The sequence below is a fragment of the Amycolatopsis sp. NPDC005003 genome (assembly GCF_053600695.1).
The window spans coordinates 14,215-38,774 of the sequence record NZ_JBSGAI010000042.1 but is presented as its reverse complement, the minus strand read 5'-3'; the positions used below and the strand labels follow the sequence as shown (position 1 = coordinate 38,774).

At 71.9% G+C, this 24,560-nt stretch carries 20 protein-coding genes; 9 read left to right on the top strand and 11 right to left on the bottom strand.

The window, feature by feature from the left end:
- The first annotated feature begins 15 nt into the window (after positions 1-15).
- The 3 genes from ACWED2_RS36995 to ACWED2_RS36985 all read left to right on the top strand — a co-directional run bounded on the left by ACWED2_RS36995 (position 16) and on the right by ACWED2_RS36985 (position 2,468).
- Positions 16-594, top strand: a complete 579-nt coding sequence (locus tag ACWED2_RS36995; RefSeq protein ID WP_449695166.1) for a LuxR C-terminal-related transcriptional regulator — start codon at positions 16-18, stop codon at positions 592-594.
- A complete protein-coding gene (locus ACWED2_RS36990) occupies positions 595-1,086 on the top strand; it encodes a hypothetical protein (RefSeq protein ID WP_449695165.1) in 492 nt (163 codons plus the stop codon).
- A gap of 101 nt (positions 1,087-1,187) precedes the next feature.
- Positions 1,188-2,468, top strand: coding sequence for a right-handed parallel beta-helix repeat-containing protein (locus ACWED2_RS36985; protein ID WP_449695164.1), 1,281 nt, complete (start codon positions 1,188-1,190; stop codon positions 2,466-2,468).
- Here ACWED2_RS36985 and ACWED2_RS36980 read toward each other — a convergent pair.
- Positions 2,458-3,075, bottom strand: coding sequence for a TetR/AcrR family transcriptional regulator (locus ACWED2_RS36980; protein WP_449695163.1), 618 nt, complete (start codon positions 3,073-3,075; stop codon positions 2,458-2,460). The two genes, ACWED2_RS36985 and ACWED2_RS36980, sit on opposite strands and share 11 nt — an antisense overlap.
- Positions 3,076-3,131: 56 nt before the next feature.
- Between ACWED2_RS36980 and ACWED2_RS36975 the strand changes: the two genes are divergently transcribed.
- Genes ACWED2_RS36975 through ACWED2_RS36965 form a run of 3 tightly spaced genes read left to right on the top strand, consistent with a single transcriptional unit; the run spans position 3,132 to position 5,414 of the window.
- Positions 3,132-3,752, top strand: a complete 621-nt coding sequence (locus tag ACWED2_RS36975) for an MSMEG_1061 family FMN-dependent PPOX-type flavoprotein (protein WP_449695162.1) — start codon at positions 3,132-3,134, stop codon at positions 3,750-3,752.
- Position 3,753: 1 nt separating this feature from the next.
- Positions 3,754-4,620 carry a PDR/VanB family oxidoreductase gene (locus ACWED2_RS36970; protein ID WP_449695161.1) on the top strand — a complete coding sequence of 289 codons (867 nt, stop codon included), beginning with the start codon at positions 3,754-3,756 and terminating at the stop codon, positions 4,618-4,620.
- Positions 4,620-5,414 (top strand): siderophore-interacting protein, encoded by a 795-nt coding sequence (locus ACWED2_RS36965; protein ID WP_449695160.1) that lies wholly within the window; start codon positions 4,620-4,622, stop codon positions 5,412-5,414. The genes ACWED2_RS36970 and ACWED2_RS36965 overlap by 1 nt, the downstream gene beginning before the upstream one ends.
- 137 nt (positions 5,415-5,551) lie before the next feature.
- Here ACWED2_RS36965 and ACWED2_RS36960 read toward each other — a convergent pair whose 3' ends face one another.
- From ACWED2_RS36960 to ACWED2_RS36920, 9 genes are all read right to left on the bottom strand, one after another.
- Positions 5,552-6,454 carry a peptidylprolyl isomerase gene (locus ACWED2_RS36960; protein WP_449695159.1) on the bottom strand — a complete coding sequence of 301 codons (903 nt, stop codon included), beginning with the start codon at positions 6,452-6,454 and terminating at the stop codon, positions 5,552-5,554.
- Positions 6,455-6,520: 66 nt separating this feature from the next.
- On the bottom strand, positions 6,521-8,794 hold the full coding sequence (locus tag ACWED2_RS36955; protein ID WP_449695158.1) for a glycosyl hydrolase family 95 catalytic domain-containing protein: 2,274 nt from the start codon (positions 8,792-8,794) through the stop codon (positions 6,521-6,523).
- A gap of 25 nt (positions 8,795-8,819) precedes the next feature.
- Entirely contained in the window at positions 8,820-11,114 is a 2,295-nt protein-coding gene (locus tag ACWED2_RS36950) for a glycosyl hydrolase family 95 catalytic domain-containing protein (RefSeq protein ID WP_449695157.1), read from the bottom strand.
- Positions 11,115-11,310: 196 nt separating this feature from the next.
- Positions 11,311-12,720, bottom strand: coding sequence for a M1 family metallopeptidase (locus tag ACWED2_RS36945; protein ID WP_449695156.1), 1,410 nt, complete (start codon positions 12,718-12,720; stop codon positions 11,311-11,313).
- Positions 12,721-12,800: 80 nt separating this feature from the next.
- On the bottom strand, positions 12,801-16,685 hold the full coding sequence (locus ACWED2_RS36940; protein ID WP_449695155.1) for a Pls/PosA family non-ribosomal peptide synthetase: 3,885 nt from the start codon (positions 16,683-16,685) through the stop codon (positions 12,801-12,803).
- 320 nt (positions 16,686-17,005) lie between these two features.
- Positions 17,006-18,466: a ribosome biogenesis GTPase Der gene (gene der, locus ACWED2_RS36935; protein WP_449695154.1), complete on the bottom strand. Its 1,461-nt coding sequence runs from the start codon at positions 18,464-18,466 to the stop codon at positions 17,006-17,008.
- Between the two features lie 17 nt (positions 18,467-18,483).
- A complete protein-coding gene (locus ACWED2_RS36930) occupies positions 18,484-19,143 on the bottom strand; it encodes a lysophospholipid acyltransferase family protein (protein ID WP_449695153.1) in 660 nt (219 codons plus the stop codon).
- Complete coding sequence (gene cmk, locus ACWED2_RS36925) at positions 19,140-19,844, bottom strand: (d)CMP kinase (protein WP_449695223.1); 705 nt, start codon at positions 19,842-19,844, stop codon at positions 19,140-19,142. The genes ACWED2_RS36930 and cmk overlap by 4 nt, the downstream gene beginning before the upstream one ends.
- 90 nt (positions 19,845-19,934) lie before the next feature.
- A complete protein-coding gene (locus ACWED2_RS36920) occupies positions 19,935-20,501 on the bottom strand; it encodes a TetR/AcrR family transcriptional regulator (protein WP_449695152.1) in 567 nt (188 codons plus the stop codon).
- Between the two features lie 93 nt (positions 20,502-20,594).
- Here ACWED2_RS36920 and ACWED2_RS36915 point away from each other — a divergent pair, with 93 nt between their 5' ends.
- Genes ACWED2_RS36915 through ACWED2_RS36905 form a run of 3 tightly spaced genes read left to right on the top strand, consistent with a single transcriptional unit; the run spans position 20,595 to position 22,684 of the window.
- On the top strand, positions 20,595-20,963 hold the full coding sequence (locus ACWED2_RS36915) for a DUF4267 domain-containing protein (RefSeq protein WP_449695151.1): 369 nt from the start codon (positions 20,595-20,597) through the stop codon (positions 20,961-20,963).
- A gap of 37 nt (positions 20,964-21,000) precedes the next feature.
- A complete protein-coding gene (locus ACWED2_RS36910; protein WP_449695150.1) occupies positions 21,001-21,483 on the top strand; it encodes a cation:proton antiporter regulatory subunit in 483 nt (160 codons plus the stop codon).
- A gap of 7 nt (positions 21,484-21,490) precedes the next feature.
- On the top strand, positions 21,491-22,684 hold the full coding sequence (locus ACWED2_RS36905) for a cation:proton antiporter (protein ID WP_449695149.1): 1,194 nt from the start codon (positions 21,491-21,493) through the stop codon (positions 22,682-22,684).
- Here the strand turns inward: ACWED2_RS36905 and ACWED2_RS36900 are convergent.
- Positions 22,681-24,531 (bottom strand): Xaa-Pro dipeptidyl-peptidase, encoded by a 1,851-nt coding sequence (locus tag ACWED2_RS36900; protein WP_449695148.1) that lies wholly within the window; start codon positions 24,529-24,531, stop codon positions 22,681-22,683. The two genes, ACWED2_RS36905 and ACWED2_RS36900, sit on opposite strands and share 4 nt — an antisense overlap.
- Positions 24,532-24,560: the final 29 nt, after the last annotated feature.

Genomic DNA, 24,560 nt, shown 5'->3' with positions numbered 1-24,560 from the left:
CAGTAGAGTGCGGGCATGATCCGGGTGCAGGTCGTCGACGACCACGCGCTGGTGCGCGAGGGCATCGGGCTGATCCTGGGCGCGCGGCCGGACCTCGAGGTGGTCGCGCAGCACGCTTCCGGGCCGGAGCTGCTCGGTTCGTCCGTCGAGGCCGACGTCGTCCTGCTCGACCTGTACCTGCCCGGGATGGACGGCCTCGAGGTCCTGCGCCGGCTCGGCCCGGCGGCCCCGCGGGTGGTGATGCTGACGACGGTCGGCCGTCCCCGCGAAATCCGCGAAGCGCTCAGCCTTGGCGCGGCGGGCTTCGTGCTGAAGGACGCCTCGGGCGACGAGCTCGCGGCGGCCGTCCGGGCCGCCCACCAGGGCGTGACGGCACTGAGCCCGGCAGCGGCGGCGGCGTTGAGCGGTGGCGGCGTGCTGACCCCGCGGGAGCGTGACGTGCTCGAGCTGCTGGGCGAGGGTCTGTCCAATCGCGACATCGCGGCCCGGCTCCGGCTGGCCGAGCGGACGGTCAAGGTGCACGTCGGGAACGTCCTGGCGAAGCTCGGCGTGACCAGCCGCACCCAGGCGGCGCTGCTGGCCAGGGACCGCTGAGTGGACTGGCTGCCGTCCTGGTGCACGGACCACCTGGGTGCCGCGCCCGCCGAAGTGGTGTTCGAACGGCGGTCCCTGTCGGAGGTGACCGGCCTGCGGCTGGCCGACGGGCGGGCGGTCGTCGTCAAGGCGCGGCCGGACGAGGGCCGGGCCGAAGCGTGCGTCACCGCGCAGGCCCGCCTGGCGGAACGCGGGTTCCCGTGCCCGCGGCCGCTCACGCCGGTGATCGCCGTCGGCACGCTGGCCGTGCACGCCGAGGAGTTCCGGCCCGGCGGCACCCTGCTCCCCGGTGACAGCCCGGAGGTCGCCGTGCGGTACGCGGAGGTGTTCGCGCGGCTGATGGCCGAGCTGACCGGCGTCACGGTCCCCGCGCCCCTGCCGAACCCGCGGTGGGCGCGGTGGGACCACGCGGATCCCGACGGCGACCGCCCGGTGTGCGGAGAAGCCGTGCGGGTCCAGGCGGCCGAACGACTGCGCCGGGCGGGCGCTTGAGCGCCCCGACGGGCGACGATCTCCGTCCCGATCAGCGAGGCGGAGCACGGCTCGGCTGACTTGTACGGCCCGTGTACGCCGCCGGGTTAGCGTCGCGGGCCATGTCGAACCAGTGGAAACTGCTCTCGCTCGGCGTGTTCGCCGCCCTCGCGGCCGGCACAGTCACCACGGTCACCGCCACGGAGGCCGCTGCCGCGCCGAACACCTACTACGTCGACCAGGCCCTCGGCAACGACAACGCCGCCGGGACCCAGGCCGCGCCCTGGAAATCCCTCGCCAAGGTCGCCGCGACCGAGCTGAAGCCCGGCGAAACCGTGCTGCTGCGCCGCGGCCGGACCTGGACCGGCGGGCTCAGCGTCTTCGGCAAGGGGTCGGACACCGCGCCCGTCACCATCGGCGCCTACGGAGACGGCGCCCGGCCGATCGTCCAAGGCAACGAGGAAGCCTGCGTCAACCTGCCCGGCGACTACCTCGTCGTGCAGGACCTCCAGATCGGCGTCGCGGCCGATGCCGGGCGCTGCTCGTGGGCCGGGGTCGAGGTCGGCGGGGACCACGACAAGGTCCTCTCCAACTACATCACCGGCGCCGGCGCCGGCGTCTACATCGCCCCCAGCGCCGACGGCACCGAGGTCACCCAGAACGACCTCGTCGACAACAACCACATGACCGTCGTGACGCCGGGCGGCAACGACGATTCCGGCGCGTTCGCGATCCTGGTGCAGGGCAACGGTTCCGACATCGGCTGGAACCGGATCAGCGGGTCCATCGCGGTGAGCGACGACTTCGGCGGGCTCGACGGCGCCGCGGTCGAGATCTTCTACGGCTCGGACAACGTCATCCACCACAACATTTCCGAGGACAACGAGTCCTTCACCGAGCTCGGCACCGACGCGGAGGACCCGGACGGCGTCTCCCGCAACAACGTCTACGAGTACAACGCCGTCTTCGGCGCCAAGACACGCGGCGGGATCGTGACGCGCGGCGCCCAGGACGGCAACGGCCCGGTGACCGGCACGGTCTTCCGCAACAACTCCGTCCGCCTCGGCAACGCCGAATCCGAAGGGTTCGTCTGCTACGGCGGCTGCACCAACCAGACGCTCAAGCTGACCCAGAACGTCATCCAGGCCGCGATGAAGGTCGGGTACGCCGACACCGGCTGGACCGCGACCGACCACAACGTCTTCTACGGCGGGCAGCGGCAGTTCACCCCCGGCGCCACGGACAAGGTCGCCGACCCGAAGTTCACCTCCGCGACGAACCTGGTCCTCAAGACCGGCAGCCCGGCCATCGGGCTCGGCGTCAAGAAGTACGCGGACATCGACGTCGACGGCAACCCGGTCGGCACCCGGATCGACGCGGGCGCCTACCAGTTCACCCCCTGACGTACCGCGTCAGCATCGCGACCATCTCGTCCTCGAGCCGCCGGGCGTCGATCGGGTCCGGCTCGGCCAGCAGGTCGTGGACGGCCAGCTCGACCGTCGCGATGACCAGGCGGGCGGCCGTCGCGGTGTCGGCGACCCGGACCTCCGGGTGGTTCTCCAGCAGGGTGCGGGTGTGGCCGACCATGTCCTGCTTCACCCGGCCGATCCGCTCCAGCAGCTCGTTCGACCGCGGGGCCTGCTCCAGCAGCATGCGCAGCAGGTGGGGGTCGTCGCGGTGGGCTTCGACGGCGAGCCGGACGAAGACGCGGAAGATGTCCTCGATCGAATCGGGCAGCGAGCCGGTCAGGACCTTCGTCGCGGCCGCCGTGCCGCCGTCGAGGTGGCGGGTCAGCAGCTCGGCGAGGATCGCGTCCTTGTTCGGGAAGTACTGGTACAGCGAGCCGATCGAGATGCCGGCGCGCTCGGCGATGCGGTTGGTGGTGCCGGCGGCGTAGCCGAGGTCGGCGAAAACGTGAGCAGCCGCGGTCAGGATCCGCTGCCGGGTCAGCTCGGCACGCACCTGACGCGGCTGTTTACGTGGCTGGATGCGGCGCTGGTCCGACGGCACGGATCCCTCCGGGAAAGCGAGTAGTCAAGATCTGAATATTTGCTCATAATTGTGCCATGACCAGCACAAACATGCTGCACCGTGTCTCCGTGGCCGAGGTGCGGGCTCGGCTGGGCGAGCCGGAAGAGATGATCAAGGCCAAGATCGGCGACCGCATCGACACCCACGCCCGCCGCTTCATCGCGCACTCGCCGTTCCTGACACTGGCCACCGCCGACGCCGCGGGCCGCGCCGACTGCTCGCCCCGCGGCGACTACCCCGGCTTCGTCAAGGTCCTCGACGAGCGCACCCTGGCCCTGCCCGACCGGCCCGGCAACAAGATCGCCGACTCCTTCCGCAACATCGCCGAGAACGACGGCGTCGGCCTGCTGTTCTTCGTCCCCGGCATGCGGGAGACCCTGCGGGTCAACGGAAGCGCGTACGTCACCGACGAGCCGGACGTGCTCGCCCGGATGCGCACCGAGGCGAAGGCGCCGGAGCTGGCGATCGTCGTCGACGTCGAGGAGGTGTACTTCCACTGCGGCCGCGCGTTGATCCGGTCGCGCCTGTGGGACCCGGCGAGCCAGGCGCTGGCCGCGGAACTGCCGTCGGCGGGCGAGATCGCCGGAGAAAAGATGAACGTCGACCCGGCACTGCTCGACCAGCTCCTCGAAGCCGGCTACCGGAAGCTGTACTGACATGCAGAAAACGACCCTGGAGCGCGTCGAGCGCGTGACCGACGACGTCGTTTCGCTGGTCCTCCGCGGCGACGAAGGCCCGCTGGCGCCGTGGGAGCCGGGCGCGCACATCGACCTGGAGCTGCCGAACTGGCTGACGCGCCAGTACTCGCTCTGCGGCGATCCGGACGACCTGTCGGCCTACCGCATCGCGGTGCGCCACGACCCGCTGAGCCGCGGCGGCTCGGAGTACGTCCACCTGTTCCTGCAGCCCGGCCGGACGCTGTCGGTTTCGTTGCCCCGCAACCACTTCCCCCTGCTCCCGGCGGCGGAGTACCTGTTCGTGGCGGGCGGGATCGGGATCACGCCGATCGTGCCGATGCTGCGTTCCGCCGTCGCCTCCGGTGCCGCGGTGACGCTGGCCTACGCGGGCCGCCCGTTCGCCGCCGAACTCTCGTCCCGGTATGGCGAACGCGTGCGGCTGGGACGCCCGGATCTTGTGGCACTGGCCGGCGAGTTCCCCGGCGCGGAGGTGTACTGCTGCGGCCCGGCGTCCATGGTGGACGCGGCCGAGGCCGTGTTCCCGCGGGTGCACACCGAGCGGTTCGAGCCGACCCGGCGGACGTTCGCGCCGGACACCCCGTTCGAGGTGGTGTGCGCCCGCTCCGGGGACACGATCCAGGTCCCGGCGGACGAGTCGCTGCTGGACGCGCTGAACCACGCCGGGAAGCCGGTACCGTCCGCGTGCCGCGAGGGGGTCTGCGGCAGCTGCGAGGTCGGGGTCGTCGAGGGCGAACCCGAGCACCGCGACGACATCGGCGCGGCGGCGGGCCGGATGTACCCGTGCGTGTCGCGCGCGCTGTCCTCGCGGCTGGTGCTGGACGTCTGATGATCCCGAAGGTGCGCCGCCCCCGGACGCGGCGGATGATCACCCTGGAAGTGCGCGCGAACACCGCGCCCAGCCCGGCGTTCCGCACCATCACCCTCGGCGGTCCCGGGCTGGCCGAGTTCGAGCCGGCCGGCGACGACCAGGCCGTGCGGCTGTTCTTCCCCCGCGCGGGCCAGGACCGGCTGCGCATGCCCACCCTCGACAACGAGGGCTGGATGGCCGAACTGCTCGTGCTGCCGAAATCCCGCCGCCCGTGGGTCCGCAACTACACGATCCGGCGAGCGCGGCCCGGCGAGATCGACATCGAGTTCGCCCTGCACGACGGCGACGCCCCGGCCGCCGGCTGGGCCCGCCGGGCACGCCCGGGCGATCCGGCCGGCGTCTTCGACCTCGGCGTCAGCTACCTGCCGCCACCCGGGGTGCCCTGGCAGCTGCTGGCCGGGGACGAGAGCGCGCTGCCCGCGATCCTGGCGATCCTCGATCACGCCCGGGACGACCTGGTGGCCGAGGTGTTCCTGGAAGTCCCGTCACCGGCGGACGTCCGCGAGGTCGAAGCGCCGCCCGGGGTGCGCGTGCACTGGCTGCCGCGCCCGGGTCACGGGCGGCCGGGCACGCTGGCCCTGGCGGCGATCCGGGACGCCGTCCTGCCGTCCGGCCCCGCCTACGCGTGGGTCGCCGGGGAAGCCGCGCTGGCCACGGGCGTGCGCCGGCACCTGGTGCGTGACCGCGGCTGGCCGAAGGCGGACATCGCGTTCCTCGGCTACTGGCGCCACGGCCGCGCCGCACCCGGCTGACCCGCAACGTGATCGAGCACGGAACTCGCGTGATCAAGGCCGGAACTGGCGTGATTGGAGCCGGAACTCGCGAGTTCCGGTTCCAATCACGCGAGTTACGGGTCTGATCACGCCGGTTCCGGCGGTGATCACGCGAGTCATGAGGTGGCGGTGACGTGGGTGAGGGTTACCGGGGTCTTCGGGGGGCCGCTGCCGTCGCCGATGCCGGGTTTGGCCGGGTCGATTCCGGCGCGGGCGATCGTGTCGAGGGTTTCCAGGCCCGGGTCGTCGATGCTGCCGAAGACCGTGTACTCCGGCGGGATGGTGATGTCGCCGAAGACCAGGAAGAACTGGGAACCGCCGGAGTCCGGGGCGGCCGTCTTCGCCATCGCGAGGACGCCGCGGCCGTAGGTCAGCTCGGGGAACACCTCGTCGCGGATCGTGTAGCCCGGGCCGCCGGTGCCGTCGCCGACCGGGTCGCCGCACTGGAGCATCTGCAGGCCCGTCGTCACCGACAGCCGGTGGCACGACGTGCCGTCGTAGAAACCCTGCCGGGCCAGGCTGAGGAAGTTGACCACGGTGCACGGCGCCAGCGCCCGGTCCAGGGTGAGCCCGATGTCGCCCGCGCTGGTCGCCAGCCGGGCCTCGACCGTGCCGGACGACGGCGCCGGGCCGTCCGGCGGGAGCGCGACCTTCTTCGGCGCCGGCGCACCGGGGTCCGGGGTGAACGCGCAGGTCACCGGGTCGGCCAGCGGCTTCGGCCGCTTCGGCATCGGCGCCCGGCCGCCCGGCAGCTTCACCGGGGTGCTCGGCACGGGCGGCGTCGAGGTCACCACGGTCGCCGAGGCCGCGGGCCAGCGGCCCTGCACGACGTCCCCCTGCGCGTCCGGCTCGCGCAGGAACCCCGGATACCCCCAGGCCAGGAAGGCCAGCACCATCAGGATGACCACCGCGACCGACCCGGTGATCAGCACCATGGCCACCGGTGACGTCCGCTTCGGCGGCACCGGCGGCTGCCACGGCGGGTACTGGTACGGCGGTCTGCCGTCCGGCTCGCTCATCGTGCTCCCCTCGTCCGAGAGCACCATTCTGCCGTCAAAGCCACCGTTCCGGGCGGAAACGCCTGATCACGGCAGGCCCCAGGGCGCGCTCGGCCCGCCCGGCGCCACCGGCCGGACACCGAAGTCCGGCTTGTCCCCCTTCCGGTACACGAACGCGTCTTCGCCGCACCCGAGCTCGACCTGGACGTCCCCGTTCGCCAGCCGCCGCCAGCGCCGCGCCCGGCCCCGCGCGTCCGTCACCACGAGCTCGCCGTCGATGCCCGGCCGCAGCACGCACGGCGCCCCGGCCTCGCTGTGCACCTTCAGCCAGCGCGTCTTCCCGCCGGTGCGGGACGCGCTGAGCAGGAACGCGCCCTCGGTGCGGAAATCCCGCAGCGCGACGTCGCCCCAGGCCGCCGGCACCGCCGGGAACAGCCGGACCACCCCGCCCCAGCTCTGCACCAGCATGTCCTGCAGGGACTTCGCCGCCGAGAGCGGTGTCTCGATGACCGGCCCGGATTCCTTGTACATCGTGTTCGGCTGGATGTACCGCCGCTGCAGCTCGCCGAGGTAGAACGCGGCCTGGTCGCCGCGCAGCATCTGCGCCGAGATCGACGCCGCCCCGGTGAAGGTGTAGCCCTGCAGCGCGCCCTCGAAGCCGACCCAGTGGTTCAGCGACGTCTCGATGATCGCCCGGTGCTCCGGCTGCTCCCAGGTGACGTCGTAGAGCGGGTAGATCTGCAGCAGGTGCGAGTAGTGCCGGTGCGACTTCGCGAACGGCACGCCGGCGCCGATCATGTAGCCGTTGACGTCGGCCGGGTAGTCGACGAGGTTCGCCAGCACGTTCTGCCAGCGAGGGGCCAGCGGATCGCCGGGCGCGTGCTGCAGCAGCGTCTTGCAGCCCCAGCGGATCAGCGAGAGGTCGTAGTTGCAGTCCGGCGCGTTGACGCCGTACTCGGGCGAGAACGTCGGCGGCAGGTGCAGCTTGCCGTCCGCCCCCGGCGCGAGGAAGTGCAGGTAGTAGTTGATCGCCTTGCGCAGCAAGGGCACCAACGTGTCCCGGAGCAGCGCGCGATCGAGAGTGTGCCGGTAGGACAGCCACACGTTGTGCAGCGCCCAGGTCAGGTTGCCGACCTCCGGTGTCGGCGTGTCCTTGCCCGGGATCCCGACCGGGAACCCGCTGGTCGTGTTCGAGACGCCGTTGAGCAGCGTCATGTCGGTCGTCCGCGGGATGCCCGCCGAGTCGGCCTGGTAGGGGGAAGCGACCTGGCTGGTCAGGTTGGCCCGGTACTTGTCGAGTGCGTAGCTGACCGCGTCGAGCTCCAGGTGGTTGGAGCCGTGGATCAGCCAGTATTCGAGCTGGACGTTGAGGTTCCACCAGGTCGCCGGCCACGGCGTGTTCTCCAGCCACGGCCCGGACGTCGCCATCACCGGCGCCTCGCGCCGCGCGGCCGAGGCGACCTTGTACAGCTGGATCCAGTAGAAGCTCTGCAGCCGGGTGTCCGGAACGGACAGGAAGCTCCGCCGGTAGTAGTCGTGCCACCAGCGCCGGTGGTCCGGGGTCAGCGCGCCGAACTCCGCCGCCCGGCGGACCGTGCCCAGCGCCCGCGCCGCCGACGTCTTCCCGGGGTGCGACCAGGCCACCGACGTGTACAGCGTGCGCGCGCCGCCGCGGGTGACCTCCCGCCAGGCCGTCACGTGCTCACCGCCGGCCAGCAGCGGCTGGACGGCCAGCTGCGCGTCACCGCTGCTCGACAGCTGCACCGGCGGGTTCGCGGTGTACCCGGCCGGCGGCGGCTTGTTCCACACCGGGTCGGCGCGCGGGCTGACCGCGACCGCCGGATGGAACACCCACTTGAACGCCCGTTCCCCTTCGGACGGCCGGATTTCGACGGCCAGCAGCGACTGTCCGGTGTGGACGATCGCGCGCAGGCTCAGGCTGCCCGCCGCGGTGGTGATCGTGCCGGTCAGCTCGGCGTTCCACAGGTCCATCCGCCAGTCGATGGCGGTGATCGCGCCGACCGGCTCCAGCGTGAAGTAGCCGATGGGGAGCCGGGCCAGCCCGAAGAGCGAGCCGAACTCCGGGCGGTGGTCCTGCACCTGGCTGTGCTGGACGTTGAACCGGATCGCGTTCTGCCCCGGCTCGGCGTAGATGCCGGAGCCGAGGAAACCGTTGCCCAGGAACGGGCCCTCGTACCAGGTCTTCGGCAACCGCCGCCAGTACAGGTCCGCGGTGCCCAGGAACCCGGCCCAGCCGAAGTCGTCGCCGCCGGGCGCCGCTTCGGCGAACCCCGGGGTCAAGCCGGCGGCGGCGATCCCGGCGAGCGCACCGCCGAGCATCGTCCTGCGGGTGATGTCCATTCGACCTCCTCGTCGAAGAGCGGATTCAGCTCGGCAGGCCCCACGACGGCGCGGGACCGAGCGCGGGAACGTCTCGCGGTGCGAAGTCCGCCCGTCCGCCCCGCGGGGTGACGACGGCGGTGCCGCCGCGGTGCAGCCCGATCGCGACCCGGCCGGGCCCGGCCGGGCGCCACGGCAGCCGGCGGCCGTACTCGTCGCGGACGTCGATGTCCCCGGCGACACCGTGCTGGAGCACCAGCGGCTCACCGGCTTCGCTGTGCACGCGCACGAACTCGGTCCTGCCGTCGCGGCGGGAGGCGTCCACGAGGAACGCGCCTTCCGCGCGCAGCCCGGCGATCGAGGCGTCCCGCCAGGCCGCCGACACCGACGGGAAGATCTTGAGCACCCCGCCGGAGCCCTGCATCAGCATGTCCACAACGGACTGTGCGGCGGTGATCGGGCTCTCGATGGCGAAGTTGGAGCCCTCGCGGTACATCGTGTTCGCGGTCAGCTCGGTGTCGGCCACGACGTTGCGGTCGAGGAAGAACTTCAGGTACCGCAACGCTTCTTCGGGCGCGTCCATCACCGACTTCATCGACGACGCGGCCGCGTAGCTGTAACCGTGCCAGGCGGATTCGTCGGCGGCCCAGTGGTCGAAGGTGCGCGTCATGAGGTCGCGGTCGCCCGGGACGTCCCAGACCTTCTCCCGCAGCGGGTACAGCCACAGCAGGTGCGAGAAGTGCCGGTGCGAGGCGGCCAGCGGAACGCCGTCGCCGATCAGCACGCCGTTGGCGGGATCTTCGTGGTAGGACACGAGTTTCGCGCTGATTTCCCGCCAGATCGGCACCCGCGGTTCGTCGAGGCACAGGATCCGGGCGGAATCGACGAGCGTGCGGGCCGCCCACCGGATCAGCGACAGGTCGTAGGTGCAGTCGGGCGCGTCGGCGTACTCCGGCGACCGGGTCAGCGGCAGGTGCAGTGCCCCGTCCGGGGCGGTGAACAGGAAGTGGCGGTAGAAGTTCAGCGCCTTGGCCAGCGTCGGGTACAGGACATCGCGGAGCACGCGCTTGTCCATGTGGTGCCGGTAGGCCAGCCAGACGTTGTGCAGGCCCCACAAGAGGTTCCCGGTCTGGTCGGTCTTGGACGTCGTCCCGGGGACGCCCACCGAGCGGGTGCCGCCGGGCCGCAGCCGCCAGTCTCCCGGGTGGGAGAGGGCGTAGGTGTCACCGTCGCGGTACGCGGGCGGGACGGAGACCTCGAGGTTCGCGTGGTCACGCCGGAAGGTCTCGGTGACGGCGTCGAGTTCGGGGTGGTTGGTGCTGTTGACGATCGGGTAGGTGACCTGGACGTTGAGGTTCCACCAGACGGCGGTCCAGCTGTTGCCCACCTCGGGGAACCACGGCCCCCATTCGGACACGACCGGCCCGCCCGCGCGGGTCGCGGCCGCGATCTTGTACAGCTGGATCCAGTAGAACCGCTGCACCTGCTTGTCGGGCACCGACACGAAGCTGCGCCGGTGGTAGTCGTTCCACCAGCGGCGGTGGCGGGCGAGCAGGGCGTCCGGGTGGGCGGCAAGCGCTTTCCGGACGGCGGTGCGCGCGTCCGCGGTGTGCGTGGTGCCGGGAAAGCTGTAGGCGACGGTGGCCGCGAACAGCCGTCGCGTGCCGATCGCGCGTTCCTGCCAGGCCGTGGTGTACCCGCCGCCGGCGAGCATCGGCTGCGCGCAGTAGCCCTCGGCCCGCTCGGGCGCGGGGTTGGCGACGTACTCGGGCGGCTTGCGGACGGTCCGGGTGGTCGCGGATTCGAGCGGCTGGAACGTCCAGGCGGCTGCGGCTTCCCCGGCGCTCGGCGTCAGGGAGACGAGCAGCACGCCGAGGTCGTTGTGCACGACGGCGGAGAAGGCGACCGAGCCCTGGGTGGTGGTGATGGTGCCGCCGAGTTCGGCGTTGTAGAGGTCGAGCGTCCAGTCGACGGCGGTGATCGCGCCGGCCAGGGTGAGCGTGAGGTAGCCGATGGGCAGGCGTGACAGGCCGATGCCCGCCTCCCACTGGATCCGCTGGTCCTGCACCTGGGTGTGGCTGAGCATGAACTTGAGGGTTTCCGGCGTCTTCCCGGCGTAGACCTGGACGCCGAGGTAGCCGTTGGCGAGGAACGGGCCTTCCTGCCAGTTCTTCGGCAGCCGCCGCCAGCGCATCCGCGCATCGGCGGCGACGTCGGCGTGCGGGTTCCGGCCGGCGGCGAGCACAGGCGGGGCCGCGCGAGCCCACAAACCCCCGAAGGCCGCCGCCCCGGCGAGCACCGAGGCCGAGCGAAGCACCGTCCGCCGGGACACTGCGTCCATGAAGCATCCTCCGAATTCATACTACGTTTCGGCGAGATCACGCGGCGGCGTCCGGTCATACTTGCAGAGAGGGGCCCAAAAGACCAGAGGAGTTCACCCGGAAAGCGGCAGAGACATCCGACCTATCAGTCAGCAGTCTGCCGCGGCGCTCGTGAGTGGTAATTAGGGTTAGAACCCGAACTACCACTCACGAGCGCTACGGGCCGGGAAGCGGGGGCAGCGCCGGGGTGTTCAGCCAGCGGGTGAAGAACGCCTCCAGCGACCGCCCCGCGTGCGTCTCGGCCGCGGCGACGAAGAGATCCGTCGTGACCAGCCCGTGCCGGTGCTCCTCGGCCCACGACTTCAGCAGCGCGAAGAACGCGGGATCCCCGATCTCGGCCCGCAGCGCGTGCAGCGTCAACCCACCCCGCTTGTAGACGCGCTCGTCGAACATCCGGGCCACCCCGGGGTCGGCGATCCGCACGTCCGCGGGCTTGGCCTTGGTCCGCGCGTACCAGTCACGCGCCAGTGCCGCGGCCGAGGCGCCGCCTGACTCTTCCGACCACAGCCACTCGGCGTACGTCGCGAAGCCCTCGTTCAGCCAGATGTGCCGCCAGTCCGCCACCGTCAGGCTGTTGCCGAACCACTGGTGGGCCAGCTCGTGCAGCACCAGCCGCTCGTGGGTGCGGCGGCCGTCGACGTGGTTGGCGCCGAAGATCGCCATGCCCTGCGCTTCGATCGGGTCGTCGAGGTCGTCGTCGGTCACGACGATGACGTACTCGCCGAACGGGTACGGGCCGAACAGCCGCTGCAGGAACTCCATCATCCGGCCCTGCCGCCCGAAGTCCCGCTCGAACGCGCGCCGCAGCCGCGGCGGCACGGCGGCCCGCTGCGGCACCGCCGGGGTGACCGACTCGACGCCGCCGCGCCCGAAGCCGAGGCTCAGCAGGCGCGAGCCCACGCCGGTGGGCGATCCCCAGCCACGCCCGGTCAGCTCGATGTCGTCGTAACGGCCGATCTGGACACTCATCAGGTACGTCGCCGTCGGCTCCGGACGTTCGAAGACCCAGCGGGTCGTGCTCGCCGACGTCGAACGCTCGACCAGGGTGCCGGTCACCGCGACCAGGTACGGCGACGCCGTCGTCACGCTCACCCGGTACGCCGCCTTGTCCGACGGGTGGTCGTTGCACGGGAACCACGACGGCGCCCCGACCGGCTGGCTCGCCACCAGCGCGCCGTCGGTCAGCTCGTCCCAGCCGACGTCACCCCAGCGGCTGCGCACCGGGCGCGGGTTGCCGACGTAGTGCACCTCGACGGTGAACGCGGCGCCCGCGGGGATCGACTTCGCCGGCTTGACGTGCAGCTTCGCGCCGCGCTTGAGGTACTTCGCGGCCTTCCCGTCGACCAGTACGCGGTTGATCCGGAACTCGCCGAAGTCGAGGCTGACGCGGGAAAGCGCCTGCGTCGCCTCCGCGGTGATCACCGCCGACGCCGAGAGCCGGTTCGGCGCGACCTTGTAGTCGAGACTCAGGTCGTAGTGCCGGGTCCGGTAGCCGCCGTTGCCGTGTGCGGGCAGGTAGGGGTCGCCCGAGGTGTCCGCGCCGGGAGCGGGAGCCTTCGAAATCACCCGTGGCGAACCTTTCGTCGTGCGTGCTGGAACCAGGCTCGCACGGACGGGTGAGTCCGGCGCGCCCGGTCCTGCTTTTGTTACTTACCAGGCCACGCGGAGATCGGGTTGCCCAGCCAGCGGGTGTCGGCGGGCACCTCGTCGCCGCGGGTCACCAGCGAGCCCGGGCCGACCGTCGTGCGCGCGCCGATGCCCGCGCCCGGCAGCACGATGCCGTGCGGGCCGAGTGTCGCGCCCTCGCCGAGGGTCACCCGGGACATGCTCATGATCCGGTCGTGGAACAGGTGCGTCTGCACGACGCAGCCGCGGTTGATCGTCGCGCCGTCGCCCAGCGACACCAGGTCGGCCTCGGGCAGCCAGTACGTCTCCAGCCACACCCCGCGGCCGATCTTGACGCCCATCGTGCGCAGCCAGGCGGTCAGCAGCGGGGTGCCGCCGACCGAGCCGATCAGCCACGGCACCGCGAAGGCCTCGACGAAGGTGTCGGCCAGCTCGTTGCGCCAGACGAAGGAGCTCCACAGCGGGTGGTCGACCTCGCGGAACTTCCCGACCAGCAGCCACTTCATCACCGTCGCGGTCAGCGCCGCGACGATCCCGGCGGCCAGCAGGGCGGGCCCGGCCAGCAGCGCGGCGATGCCGAAGCCGAAGGCCGACGCCGTCCACAGCAGGCTGAACGCGACCACGACGGTCAGCGCGACGCCGCACATCACCGGGACGATCCGGCACAGCTCGACCAGCGCCCGCGCCGCCTTGAGGTGCAGCGCCGGGGTGTAGGTGCGGCTCGTGTCGGCCTCGCCGATCGCGCGGCGGACCGGCAGCGGCGGCATCCCGAGGTACGACGAGCCCTTCTTCGCCTTCAGCGGCGTCGAGGACAGCACGCCGACCAGGCCGCGCTTCGGCACCGAACGGCCGGGCGCGGTCATCCCCGAGTTGCCGAGGAAGGCCTGCTTGCCGATCCGGGCCGGGGCGACGTGCAGCCAGCCGTGGTTGAGCTCGTAGGTGGCGACCATGGTGTCGTCGGCGAGGAACGCGCCGCTGTCGACCTTGGTCATCTTCGGCAGCGCCAGCACGGTCGACGCCTCGACGTTGCGGCCGACCTTCGCGCCGAGCAGCCGCAGCCACACCGGCGTGAACAGGCTGGCGTACAGCGGGAACAGCCCTTCGCGGGCCATGCTCATCAGGCGTTCGGTCGCCCAGACCTGCCACGCGACGCGGCCGTGCACCGGGTGGTAGCCCTCGACCATGCCGATGCTCAGCGACCGGACGCCGACCAGCACCAGCAGCATGTACGCGCCGAAGTACGCCACGGTCGCCACCGGCACGAAGATCATCGCGCGGGTGAAGGCGTCCATCAGCGTCGGAGCGCCGGAGATCGCGTAGCCGAGCACCGCCACACCGGCCAGCGCCGCGATGCCGGGCAGGAAGCCGAGCGCCAACGAGGTCGCGCCGTAGACGGCGGCCCAGAAGTGCGAGCGCGGCGGGCGGCTCGACGGCCACTTCAGCGCGTCACGCTCGTCCTTGGCCACGCGGGCGGCGGGCGAACCGGCCCAGCGCTGCCCGGCCGGGACGGCACCGCGGACGGTCGAACCGGCGGCGATCTCCGCACCCTTGCCGATGCGGACACCCGGGAAGAGCGTGCTGCGCGCGCCGATGCGGGCCTCCGCGCCGACGCGGACCTTGCCGATGTGCACGATGTCGCCGTCGACCCAGTGGCCGGACAGGTCGACCTCGGGCTCGATCGCCGCGCCGCGGCCCAGCTTGAGGAAGCCGGTGACCGGCGGCGGCGAGTGCAGGTCGACGTCCTTGCCGATCCGCGCGCCGAGCGCCTTCGCGTACGTCGTCATCCAGGACGCGCCGGCCACGCTGTCCGCGCCGGAGAACTCGGCCAGCTTCTCGGCCGTCCACAGTCGCAAGTGGACGCTGCCACCGCGCGGGTAGGTGCCGGGGCGGACGCCGGAGAGCAGCACGCGCGCGCCACCGGCGGCGATGGCGATCCGGCCGGCCGGGCTGAACAGCACCACCCAGGCCAGGCCGAGCCAGGCCCAGCTCAGCGTCGGCGCCCAGGCGAACCCGAGCAGGGCCAGTACGTTCGACAGCGCGGCGGCGAGCGTCGCCCAGCGCAGCCCGACCAGTCCCATCAGCGGGACCATCAGCAGCGTCTGGATGACCCCGGCGCGGCGTTTGGTCGGCGCGATGTCCCGGCGTTCGGTGGCCTGGCCGCTCAGCGCGTCCAGCATCGCTGCCAGCGCGCCCAGCTTGGGGTGGGCGTAGATGTCGGCGACCGACACCTGCGGGTGCCGGGTGCGGATGCGGGCCACCACCTGGGCGGCGGTCAGGCTGCCGCCGCCGTGGGTGAAGAAGTCCGCCTTCGGGCTGTCGACCGACACGCCGAGGATTTCGGCCCAGCCTTCGGCGAGCCACGTCTCGGTCGGGGTCAGCCCGGAAGCCTCCACTGTGGACAGCGGCCACGGGAGGGCGGTGCGGTCGACCTTGCCGGAAGTGCGGGTCGGCAGGTCGTCGACGACGGCGAGCAGCGGGACCAGCGCGGCGGGCAGGTGCTCACGTAGCCGGGTGGCGGCCTGGTCGTGGTCGAAGTTGTCATCCGAAGGGACGACGTACCCGACGAGGACCTGGTTGCCCGCCTTGGTGCGGCGGATCGCGGCCGCCGCGCCCTGCACGCCCGGCAGGGCCTGCAGCGCGGCGTCGACCTCGCCCAGCTCGATGCGGCGGCCGCCGAGCTTGACCTGCTCGTCGAGCCGGCCGAGGAACAGCAGGCCTTCTTCTTCGGCGCGGACCATGTCGCCCGAGCGGTACGCGCGCTGCCAGCCCAGCGACGGCAGCGGCGCGAACTTTTCGGCGTCCTTGGCCGCGTCGAGGTAGCGGGCCAGGCCGACGCCGCCGATGACGAGCTCGCCGGTCTCGCCCATGGCGACCGGCTCACCCTCGTCGTTGACCACGGCGAGCTGCCAGCCGACGAGCGGCAGGCCGATGCGGACCGGGCCGTCGCCGGTCAGCTGCGCGGCGCAGGCGACGACGGTGGCCTCGGTCGGGCCGTAGGTGTTCCAGACTTCGCGGCCTTCGACGGCGACGCGCTCGGCCAGCTCCGGCGGGCAGGCTTCGCCGCCGAAGATGAGCAGGCGGACGTCTTCGAGCGCGTCGGCGGGCCACAGCGCGGCCAGCGTCGGCACGGTCGAGACGACGGTGATCCGCTGCGCGACCAGCCACGGGCCGAGGTCGACGCCGGTGCGGACCAGCGCGCGTGGCGCCGGGACCAGGCAGGCGCCGTGGCGCCAGGCCAGCCACATCTCTTCGCAGGAGGCGTCGAAGGCGACGCTCAGCCCGGCCAGGACGCGGTCACCGGGGCCGATCGGCTCGTCGGTGAGGAACAGCTCGGCCTCGGCGTCGACGAAGGCGGCGGCACTCGCGTGGGTGACCGCGACGCCCTTCGGCTTGCCGGTGGAGCCGGAGGTGAAGATGATCCAGGCGTCGTCGGCCGGGCCGGGGCGGCCTTCGCGGCCGCCGGGCGTCGAGTGGACGTTGATCTTGCCGTCGGTAGCGACCGCTGCGACCTGGGCCTCTTCGAACACCAGCTCGGCGCGCTCGTCCGGGTCGTCGGCGTCGACGGGCACGTACGCGGCACCGACGGACAGCGTGGCGAGGATGGCGATGTACAGCTCGGCGGTACCGGAGGAGATCCGGATGCCGACGCGGTCGCCGAGACCGACGCCGTAGCCGCGGAGGCGGCGGCCGTAGCCGTCGATCTCGTCGAGCAGCCGCCGGTAGGTCAGGGTGGTGGTGCCGTCGTCGATCGCGGCGGCGTTCGGGTGCCGCTCGGCGGTGGCGGCGAGGACGTCGAGGAGGGTGCGCTCACCGGCCCCGAGACCGGACCAGAACAGCGCCCGGTCGGCGACCGGCGCGAGGCTCACCTCGGCGGCGGGCCCGGTGGGTTCGATGGTGACGGTCATCGGCCACTCACCCCTGGCAGGACAAAACCATGGGCGCGCAAGCCCACCACTCACCTTTCGGGAGCCTCAACCGGGCTCGCTCTCCCAGTGAGGCGCCCGCAACGACCTTCCACTGTAACGCAAGGTGAAGGAAAGATATCTCCCGGATCACGCCGGAGTGTCGGACCTCACCTCGAACCGGACGAACCGCCGTGACGGAGGGGTCGACACGCGTGATTGAAAGGTCGACACGGCATCCGGCCGGACATCCGTCGTGTCGACCCTCTGATCACGCGTGTCGACCTCTCAATCACGCGTGTCGTCCGAAACGGGTCAGGAAATCACCGGGTTCGGGCGGCTTTTCCGCCGACCTTGGGCTTGGCCTTCTTTTCGCGGACGCGCACGTTCACCCGGACGGGGCTGCCGGTGAAGCCGAACTGCTCGCGGAACTTGCGCTCGATGAAGCGGCGGTAGCCCGCCTCGAGGAAGCCGGTGGTGAAGAGGACCAGCGTCGGCGGGCGGATGCCGGCCTGGGTCGCGAACAGGACCTTCGGCTGCTTGCCCGAGCGGACCGGCGGCGGGGTGGCCGCGATCAGGTCGGACAGCCACGCGTTGAGCTGGCCGGTCGGCACCCGCTGGTCCCACGACTTCAGCGCGGTCCGCAGCGCCGGCGCCAGCTTGCGCACCGAGCGGCCGGTCAGCGCCGAGATGTTGACCTTCTCCGCCCACGGCACGCGGACCAGGCCGCGGTCCAGCTCGCGGACCATCGCGTGCCGGCGGTCCTCGTCGACCAGGTCCCACTTGTTGAACGCCAGCACGCAGGCGCGGCCGGCCTCGACGACCATGGTCAGCACCCGCAGGTCCTGCTCCGAGAGCGGCTCGGCCGCGTCGAGCAGCACGATCGCGACCTCGGCCGCGTCGATCGCGGTCTTGGTGCGCAGCGAGGCGTAGTACTCGGCGCCCGCGGCGAAGTTGACGCGCTTGCGCAGACCCGCCGTGTCCACGAACCGCCAGGTCTCCCCGTCCAGCTCGACCAGCGAGTCGACCGGGTCGACGGTGGTGCCGGCCACCGAGTCGACGACCGAGCGCTCCTCGCCGGACAGCTTGTTCAGCAGGCTCGACTTGCCGACGTTCGGCTTGCCGACCAGCGCGACGCGCCGCGGCCCCGACGTCACGGCGCCGCCTTCGCGCGGCGACTCCGGCAGCGCCTTGAGGATGGCGTCGAGCAGGTCGCCGGAGCTCCGGCCGTGCAGCGCGCTGACCGGGTGCGGCTCGCCGAGGCCGAGCGACCACAGCGACGCGGTGTCCGCGAGCAGCCGGTCGTCGTCCACCTTGTTCGCGGCGAGCAGCACCGGCTTCTTGGACCGGCGCAGCACCTTGGAGACGGCTTCGTCGGTCGCGGTCGCGCCGACCGAGGCGTCGATGACCAGCAGCACCGCGTCCGCGGTCTGCATGGCCAGCTCGGCCTGGGCGGCGACGGAGGCCTGCAGCCCGGTCGCGTCCGGCTCCCAGCCGCCGGTATCGACCAGGGTGAACTTGCGCCCGCCCCAGTAGGCGTCGTAGGCGACGCGGTCGCGGGTCACGCCCGGCACGTCCTGCACGACGGCTTCACGCCGGCCGAGGATGCGGTTGACCAGCGTCGACTTGCCCACGTTGGGCCGGCCGACGACGGCGAGGACCGGCTGCGCGAGCGCGGCCTCCTCGGCCGCTTCCGCCGCCTCGATCTGCGCGTCGAGCGCGGCGAATTCGGTCTCGTCGGACCAGGTGCCGTCGACTTCGCCGACGCCGTCGTACTCTTCCATTGCTAACCTGATTTCCCTTATACCGCGCCGAATCCGTGTTCGGCACGCCAGTCGTCCAAAGTCTTCACGAGCGCCGCGAGCTCACCGCGCAGCTCTTCGGTGCCCTGGTCGAGCCCGGTTTTCCCGGGCCCCACCTTCGGCGAGAACGGCTCGCCCACGAGGATGTCCACCCGCGGCCGGAACCGTCGCCTGCCGTCGGCCGGCTTGAGCGTGCCCCGCGTCGCGACCGGGAGCACGGTCGCGCCGGAGGCCCGGACCAGCCAGGCCGCGCCGCGTTCGGCCGCGCCGACGTCCCCGGCACCGCGGGTGCCTTCGGGGAAGATCCCGACGACCCCGCCGTCTTTCAGGACGCCGACCGCGGTCATCAGCGGTTTGCGGTCGATCTCGCCGCGCTTGAGCGGGATCTGCCCGATCGCCAGCATGAACTTGCCGACGATCCCGCCGAACATCTCGGCCTTGACCAGGAACGCCGAACGCCGCGGAAGCATTCCGAAGATCAGCTGCGGCTCGATCATGGAGCTGTGGTTGGCGATCACGAGCAGCGGCCCGGTGGCGGGGACGCGCTCGCGGCCGTGCACCCGGATGCGGAAGGCCGAGCGCAGATAGTACCGGGCGAAGACCCGCCCGGCGTCGTGGAGCCTGCCGACGGATCCCTCGGGGAGTCCGTCAGCGGTCATCGCGCCACTTCTTCTTTGCACCCCGCGAGCAGGCCGCGGTGGCTGGCCAGCTCGCTCAACGCGACGATCACCTGGTCGATCGACAGCTCGGAGGTGTCGACGTGCACGGCGTCGTCGGCCGCGCGCAGCGGCGAGGCGGCACGGGTCGAGTCGAGGTGGTCGCGGCGCTCGACGCTCGCCAGGGCGTCGGCGACCGACGACTGGCGCCCGGCCGCGGTGTCCTGGGTGCTGCGGCGCGACGCGCGGACGTCGGCCGAGGCGGTCAGGAAGACCTTGAGCGGCGAGTCCGGCGTGACCACGGTGCCGATGTCCCGGCCTTCGACGACGATCCCGCCGCGGTGCGCCACGACGTCGTCGATGATCCGCCGCTGCCGCGCGACCAGCAGCTCACGCACGTGCGGCACAGCGGACACGGGCGAGACGGCCTTCGTGACCTCGGGCCCGCGGATGTCGGCGGCGACGTCCTCGCCGGCCAGGCGGATCTCGGGCCGGTCGGGGCTGGTGCCGATGCTGAACTCGGCGCGGTCGGCGACGGCGGCGACGGCGTTCGCATCGGCCGGGTCGACGCCCGCGCGCAGCACGGCGAGGGTGACCATCCGGTACATGGCACCGGTGTCGAGGTAGCCGGCCCCGAGGCGCTGGGCGAGCTTGCGGGCGACGGTGGTCTTCCCGGTCCCCGACGGGCCGTCCAGCGCGACCACACCACGTAGGGCTCCCGTCACCGGCACTCTCCTCGCGTTCTCGTCTCGGTCGGCTCGGTGTCCATTCTGCCGGTCGGGGTGACGAGGAGATCAGTCGGCCCGCGCGCCGAAGCGGGCAACGACCAAGGCGAGGCGCTCGTCACGGTGCTCGGGCGACAGCCGCCTGCCTCGATCCAGTGTCACCAGGCCGTGCAACGTGCTCCAGAACACTTCGGTCAGCGGGCCGGGGTCCTGCTTCCCCGCCACCGGCTCGATGACCGCCAGCAGCTCGGCGAAGTTCGCCTTCATCACCTCCGGGGTGTCGTCCTGGGCGAACGGGAGCTCCGAAGCCAGCGTGAACATCGCGTCGTACAACGCGGGCTTGGCCTGGGCGAAGTCGACGTAGGCGCGGACGACACCCGCCAGGCCGCCGCCCCGCGCCTTCGTCAGCACCACCGCCAGTTCGGCGAAGCCCTCCAGCGCCGCCGCCGCCATGATCGCGTCCTTGCCGCCCGGGAAGTGGCTGTACAGCACCGGCTGGCTGTACTCGATCAGCGCGGCGAGGCGCCGGGTGGTGACCGCCTCCCAGCCCTCCTCTTCGGCGAGCTCCCGGGCCGCGGTGACGATCCGCTGCGCTCGCTCGGTCCGGTCGCGCACACGCCGTTGTCGCTGGGTCATACGTCACAGGCTAGCACCGCTAGACAAACTAACGTCGCTAGATTAGCGTTGCTAGAAATCCTAGCGATGCTAGAAACCACTGGAGGAAACACCATGATCGTCACCGGCTACATCCTCGTCGTGCTCGTCTCGCTCGGGATCATCTACATCGGTCTCAACTACCTCTTCGCACCGGCGAAGACCGCCGCGGGCTTCGGCTTCAACGAGGCTCCCGAGAACGCCGACACTTTCTTGAACGTCAAGGGCGGCCGCGACATCGGCGCCGGCCTGGTCCCGCTGGCCCTGGCCATCTACGGCGACCCGCACGCGCTGGGCTGGGTCTTCCTCACCGCGGCCGTCTGGCCCCTCTTCGACATGCTGATCATCCTGCGGCACCGGGGGAAGAAGGCCATCGCCTTCGGCGTCCACGGCCTCACGAGCGCCGTGATGGTCGTCGCCGCGCTGCTCCTGCTGCTCGGCTGAAATCCCGCGAATCGGACACCTGGGTTACGGTGGTTGGGTGAACGTCGAAGTAACTCCCCTGCCCGGCATCGGGGTCCGCAAGGACTTCGCGACCCGTACCGGCCGCCGCATCGGCGTCGTCACCCAGCGGGACGGCCACATCGAGCTGATCGTGTCCAAATCGGACGATCCCGATGCCTGCGCCGCCTCGATCCCGCTCACCGCGGACGAGGCCGGCGCGCTGGCCAACCTGCTCGGCGCCCCGCAGCTGGTCGCGCAGCTCACCGAGGAGCACCGCGACCTGCCGGGGATCAGCACCCGGCAGCTGCCGATCCAGCCGTCCGGCCCGTTCGACGGCCGGACGCTCGGCGACACCGCCATGCGCACCCGCACCGGCGTCTCGGTGGTCGCGGTGGCGCGGGCCGGCCAGGTGCACCCGTCGCCGGCGCCGGACTTCACGTTCACCGGGGGCGACCTGCTGGTCGCGGTCGGGACGAGCGAAGGCCTCGAAGCCGCCGCCAAGATCCTCAAGTACGGCTGAGCGGCCGATGGACCACACCACGCTGTCCCTGATCGAACTGGGGGCGGTCTTCTTCGTGCTGGGCGTGCTCGGGCGCCTCGCCGGAAAGATCGGCCTCTCCCCCATCCCGCTCTACCTGCTCGGCGGCCTCTGCTTCGGGCAAGGCGGCCTGATCCCGCTGACCGACATCGGCGGCTTCACGCACCTGGCCGGCGAAATCGGCGTCGTGCTGCTGCTCCTCCTGCTCGGCCTGGAGTACTCCGCGGCCGAGCTCTTCACCGGGCTGCGCCGCTCGTGGACGGCGGGCCTGCTCGACATCGTCCTCAACGCGGCTCCCGGCGCGGCCGTCGCGCTGCTGCTGGGCTGGGGCCCGGTCGGCGCGATGGTGATGGCGGGCGTCACGTACATCTCGTCGTCCGGGATCGTCGCCAAGGTCCTCGGCGACCTGGGCCGGCTCGGCAACCGCGAGACGCCGGTGGTGCTGTCGATCCTCGTGTTCGAGGACCTCGCGATGGCGCTCTACCTGCCGATCCTCACCGCGGTCCTCGGCGGGGTGTCGCTGCTCGGCGGCCTGGAGGCGGTCGGCATCTCGCTGCTGGTGATCACCGTGGTGCTGGTGGTCGCGCTGAAGTTCGGCCGGTACGTCTCCGCGGCGGTGGACAGCCCGGACCGCGAGGTGTTCCTGCTCAAGGTGCTCGGCGCGGCCCTGCTGGTCGCCGGGTTCGCGTCGGCGATGCAGGTGTCGGCCGCGGTCGGGGCGTTCCTGCTCGGCATCGCGATCTCGGGCTCGACGGCGGAGAACGCGACGCGCATGCTCGAGCCGCTCCGCGACCTGTTCGCCGCGGTGTTCTTCGTGGTCTTCGGGCTCAACACGAACCCGGCGTCGATCCCGCCGGTGCTCGGCTGGGCGGTCGTGCTGGCGGTCGTCACGACGCTGACGAAGGTCGCCACCGGCTGGTGGGCGGCCCGCCGCCAGGGCATCGGCCGCCTCGGCCGGGCCCGGGCCGGCGCGGCCCTGGTCGCGCGCGGCGAGTTCTCGATCGTCATCGCCGGCCTGGCGGTGACGGCGGGCGCGGTCTCCGGTGAGCTGGCCGCCCTGGCGACGGCGTACGTCCTGCTGATGGCGATCCTCGGCCCGACGGCGGCCCGGGTGGTCGAGCCGATCGTCCGCGCCCTGCACCGGAAGACGGCCGCGAAGACCGCTCCGGTCGAGGCTAACTAGCGCAGGTCCACCCGGCCCGCCGACGGCACGTGCTCGCCGCCGGCGGGGGCCGGGTGGGTCGTCGCGGCCGGGACCGCGCCCGCCAGCGGGACCGAGGCCGACGAGCGGGCCAGGTCGAGGGTCACCCGGCCCGGCTGGGCCGGCCCGCGGATGAAGCTGCCGTCCGTGCCGCCGATGATCAACGCCAGCGCGTGCCCGCGCGGCACGAGGTGGTCCGTCGACGCCAGCCGGAACGTCATCGTGTACGCCGTGCCCGGGGTCAGCGGCCGTTCCTGGGAGAGGGAGGCGTAGTTCGCCAGGTCGGCCCAGCCGCGGCTGAGGATCGTGTAGTTCACCTTCTTCACGTCCGCGGACGTGATCCGGTAGCAGGCGTCGTCGCCGGACGTCGACGAGCCCCAGCAGTTCTCCGCCGTCCCCGTCTTGATGCCCTCGCCGCTGCCCGCGAAGTTGCGGATCGTCGCCGGGCCGAGGTCGACCAGCAGCGCCGAAAGCCGGGCCGACGACGTGCTCGGCGTGGCCGTCACGGTCACCGAGGTCGTGCCGGAGACCTGCACGTCCGCGGCCAGGGCCCCGGTCGAGTAGGTCAGCGCGGCGCTGCCCGGGTTGGTCACCCAGGTGTCCTCGCCCACGCTCGGGTTGTCGGTGAACGACGCCGTCCCGGACGACGCCGAAGTGCCGAGCGTGCCGGACGCGCCCGGCCGCAACGTCGTCGCCACCGCACCGGCCGCCGGGTACGCGCTCTGGTCCGCCCACTGGTCCGGCTGCCGCTCCACGCTGGCCTGCGGCCCGTTCTGGACGCCGTTGTCGATGCCGAGCAGGTAGTGGTCGAACCACCGGTGCAGCAGGTCGACCCAGTCCGCGCGGCGGTAGTCGAACGGGTCGACGTGCCCGGTCTGCGCCAGCCAGATCTTCTTCTCGACGTTCAGCGCGGCCCACCACTGTCCGAAGTGGATGGTCTTGACGTTCAGGTCGTTGACGCCGTGGGACAGCAGCACGCTCGCGCGCACGTTGCCCGCCCGCCGGACGTAGTCCCGGTCCGCCCACAGCGGCCCGTAGTCGCCGTTCGCGGTGGCGCCGGACGCCAGCGCCTGGTTCTGCGCCGAGCAGTTCTGCCCGCCGTTGCGCGCTTCGACCGTGCGCGCGAGCCCGTCCGGGTTGAAGCCGAAGGTCGCGCCGTCCGAGCGGTAGTAGTCGTACCAGGAGCTGATCGCCGAAATCGGGACGATGGTCTTCAGCCCGGCGACCCCGGTCGCGGCGACGCCGTTGGCGATCGTGCCGTCGTAGGACTTGCCGATCATGCCGACGTTCCCGGTGCTCCAGCTCGCGGCCACAGGGCTGCCGCCGGTCTTCGCGCTGTAGCCGGTCACGCGGCCGTTCAGCCAGTCGACGACCTTGCGCGCGGAGTCGACGTCCGAAGCGCCGCCGACGTCCGCGCAGCCGGCCGACCGGTTCGTCCCGGCCAGGTCGACCAGCACCACGGCGTAGCCGCGCGGCACGAAGTAGTTGTCGTAGAACAGCGGGAACTTCACCGGCTTCCCGGCGCTGTCGTAGGACTTCAGCTCGCTCTCGTTGCCGCGCCCGCAGCACGAGTAGTACGGGCTGGCGTCCATGATCACCGGAACGCGTGACGTCGCTTCACCCGGCCGGACGATGTCGGCGGCGACGCGGTCCGACCGGCCGTCACCGTCGCCGTCGCGGCCGATGTCGACCCAGACGGTCTCGCGGACCGCCTTCGCGTAGTCGTAGACCGGTTCGCTCCCCGCAGACGCCACAGACGCCGCGGCGGCCGGGGCCACCGTGCCGGACAGGAGCACCGCGAGAATCCCGCACACCACTCCGAGTCGCATACCGGTGACGCTAGCGACCCGGGGTCGGG

Excerpts from the sequence above, each read along its gene's own strand:
- ACWED2_RS36930 (WP_449695153.1), bottom strand. The coding sequence starts at position 19,143 with ATGACCGCTGACGGACTCCCCGAGGGATCCGTCGGCAGGCTCCACGAC.
- ACWED2_RS36985 (WP_449695164.1), top strand. The coding sequence starts at position 1,188 with ATGTCGAACCAGTGGAAACTGCTCTCGCTCGGCGTGTTCGCCGCCCTC.
- ACWED2_RS36905 (WP_449695149.1), top strand. The coding sequence starts at position 21,491 with ATGGACCACACCACGCTGTCCCTGATCGAACTGGGGGCGGTCTTCTTC.
- ACWED2_RS36955 (WP_449695158.1), bottom strand. The coding sequence starts at position 8,794 with ATGGACATCACCCGCAGGACGATGCTCGGCGGTGCGCTCGCCGGGATC.
- ACWED2_RS36915 (WP_449695151.1), top strand. The coding sequence starts at position 20,595 with ATGATCGTCACCGGCTACATCCTCGTCGTGCTCGTCTCGCTCGGGATC.
- ACWED2_RS36970 (WP_449695161.1), top strand. The coding sequence starts at position 3,754 with ATGCAGAAAACGACCCTGGAGCGCGTCGAGCGCGTGACCGACGACGTC.
- ACWED2_RS36920 (WP_449695152.1), bottom strand. The coding sequence starts at position 20,501 with ATGACCCAGCGACAACGGCGTGTGCGCGACCGGACCGAGCGAGCGCAG.
- ACWED2_RS36965 (WP_449695160.1), top strand. The coding sequence starts at position 4,620 with ATGATCCCGAAGGTGCGCCGCCCCCGGACGCGGCGGATGATCACCCTG.
- ACWED2_RS36900 (WP_449695148.1), bottom strand. The coding sequence starts at position 24,531 with ATGCGACTCGGAGTGGTGTGCGGGATTCTCGCGGTGCTCCTGTCCGGC.
- ACWED2_RS36940 (WP_449695155.1), bottom strand. The coding sequence starts at position 16,685 with ATGACCGTCACCATCGAACCCACCGGGCCCGCCGCCGAGGTGAGCCTC.
- ACWED2_RS36960 (WP_449695159.1), bottom strand. The coding sequence starts at position 6,454 with ATGAGCGAGCCGGACGGCAGACCGCCGTACCAGTACCCGCCGTGGCAG.
- der (WP_449695154.1), bottom strand. The coding sequence starts at position 18,466 with ATGGAAGAGTACGACGGCGTCGGCGAAGTCGACGGCACCTGGTCCGAC.
- ACWED2_RS36950 (WP_449695157.1), bottom strand. The coding sequence starts at position 11,114 with ATGGACGCAGTGTCCCGGCGGACGGTGCTTCGCTCGGCCTCGGTGCTC.
- ACWED2_RS36995 (WP_449695166.1), top strand. The coding sequence starts at position 16 with ATGATCCGGGTGCAGGTCGTCGACGACCACGCGCTGGTGCGCGAGGGC.
- ACWED2_RS36975 (WP_449695162.1), top strand. The coding sequence starts at position 3,132 with ATGACCAGCACAAACATGCTGCACCGTGTCTCCGTGGCCGAGGTGCGG.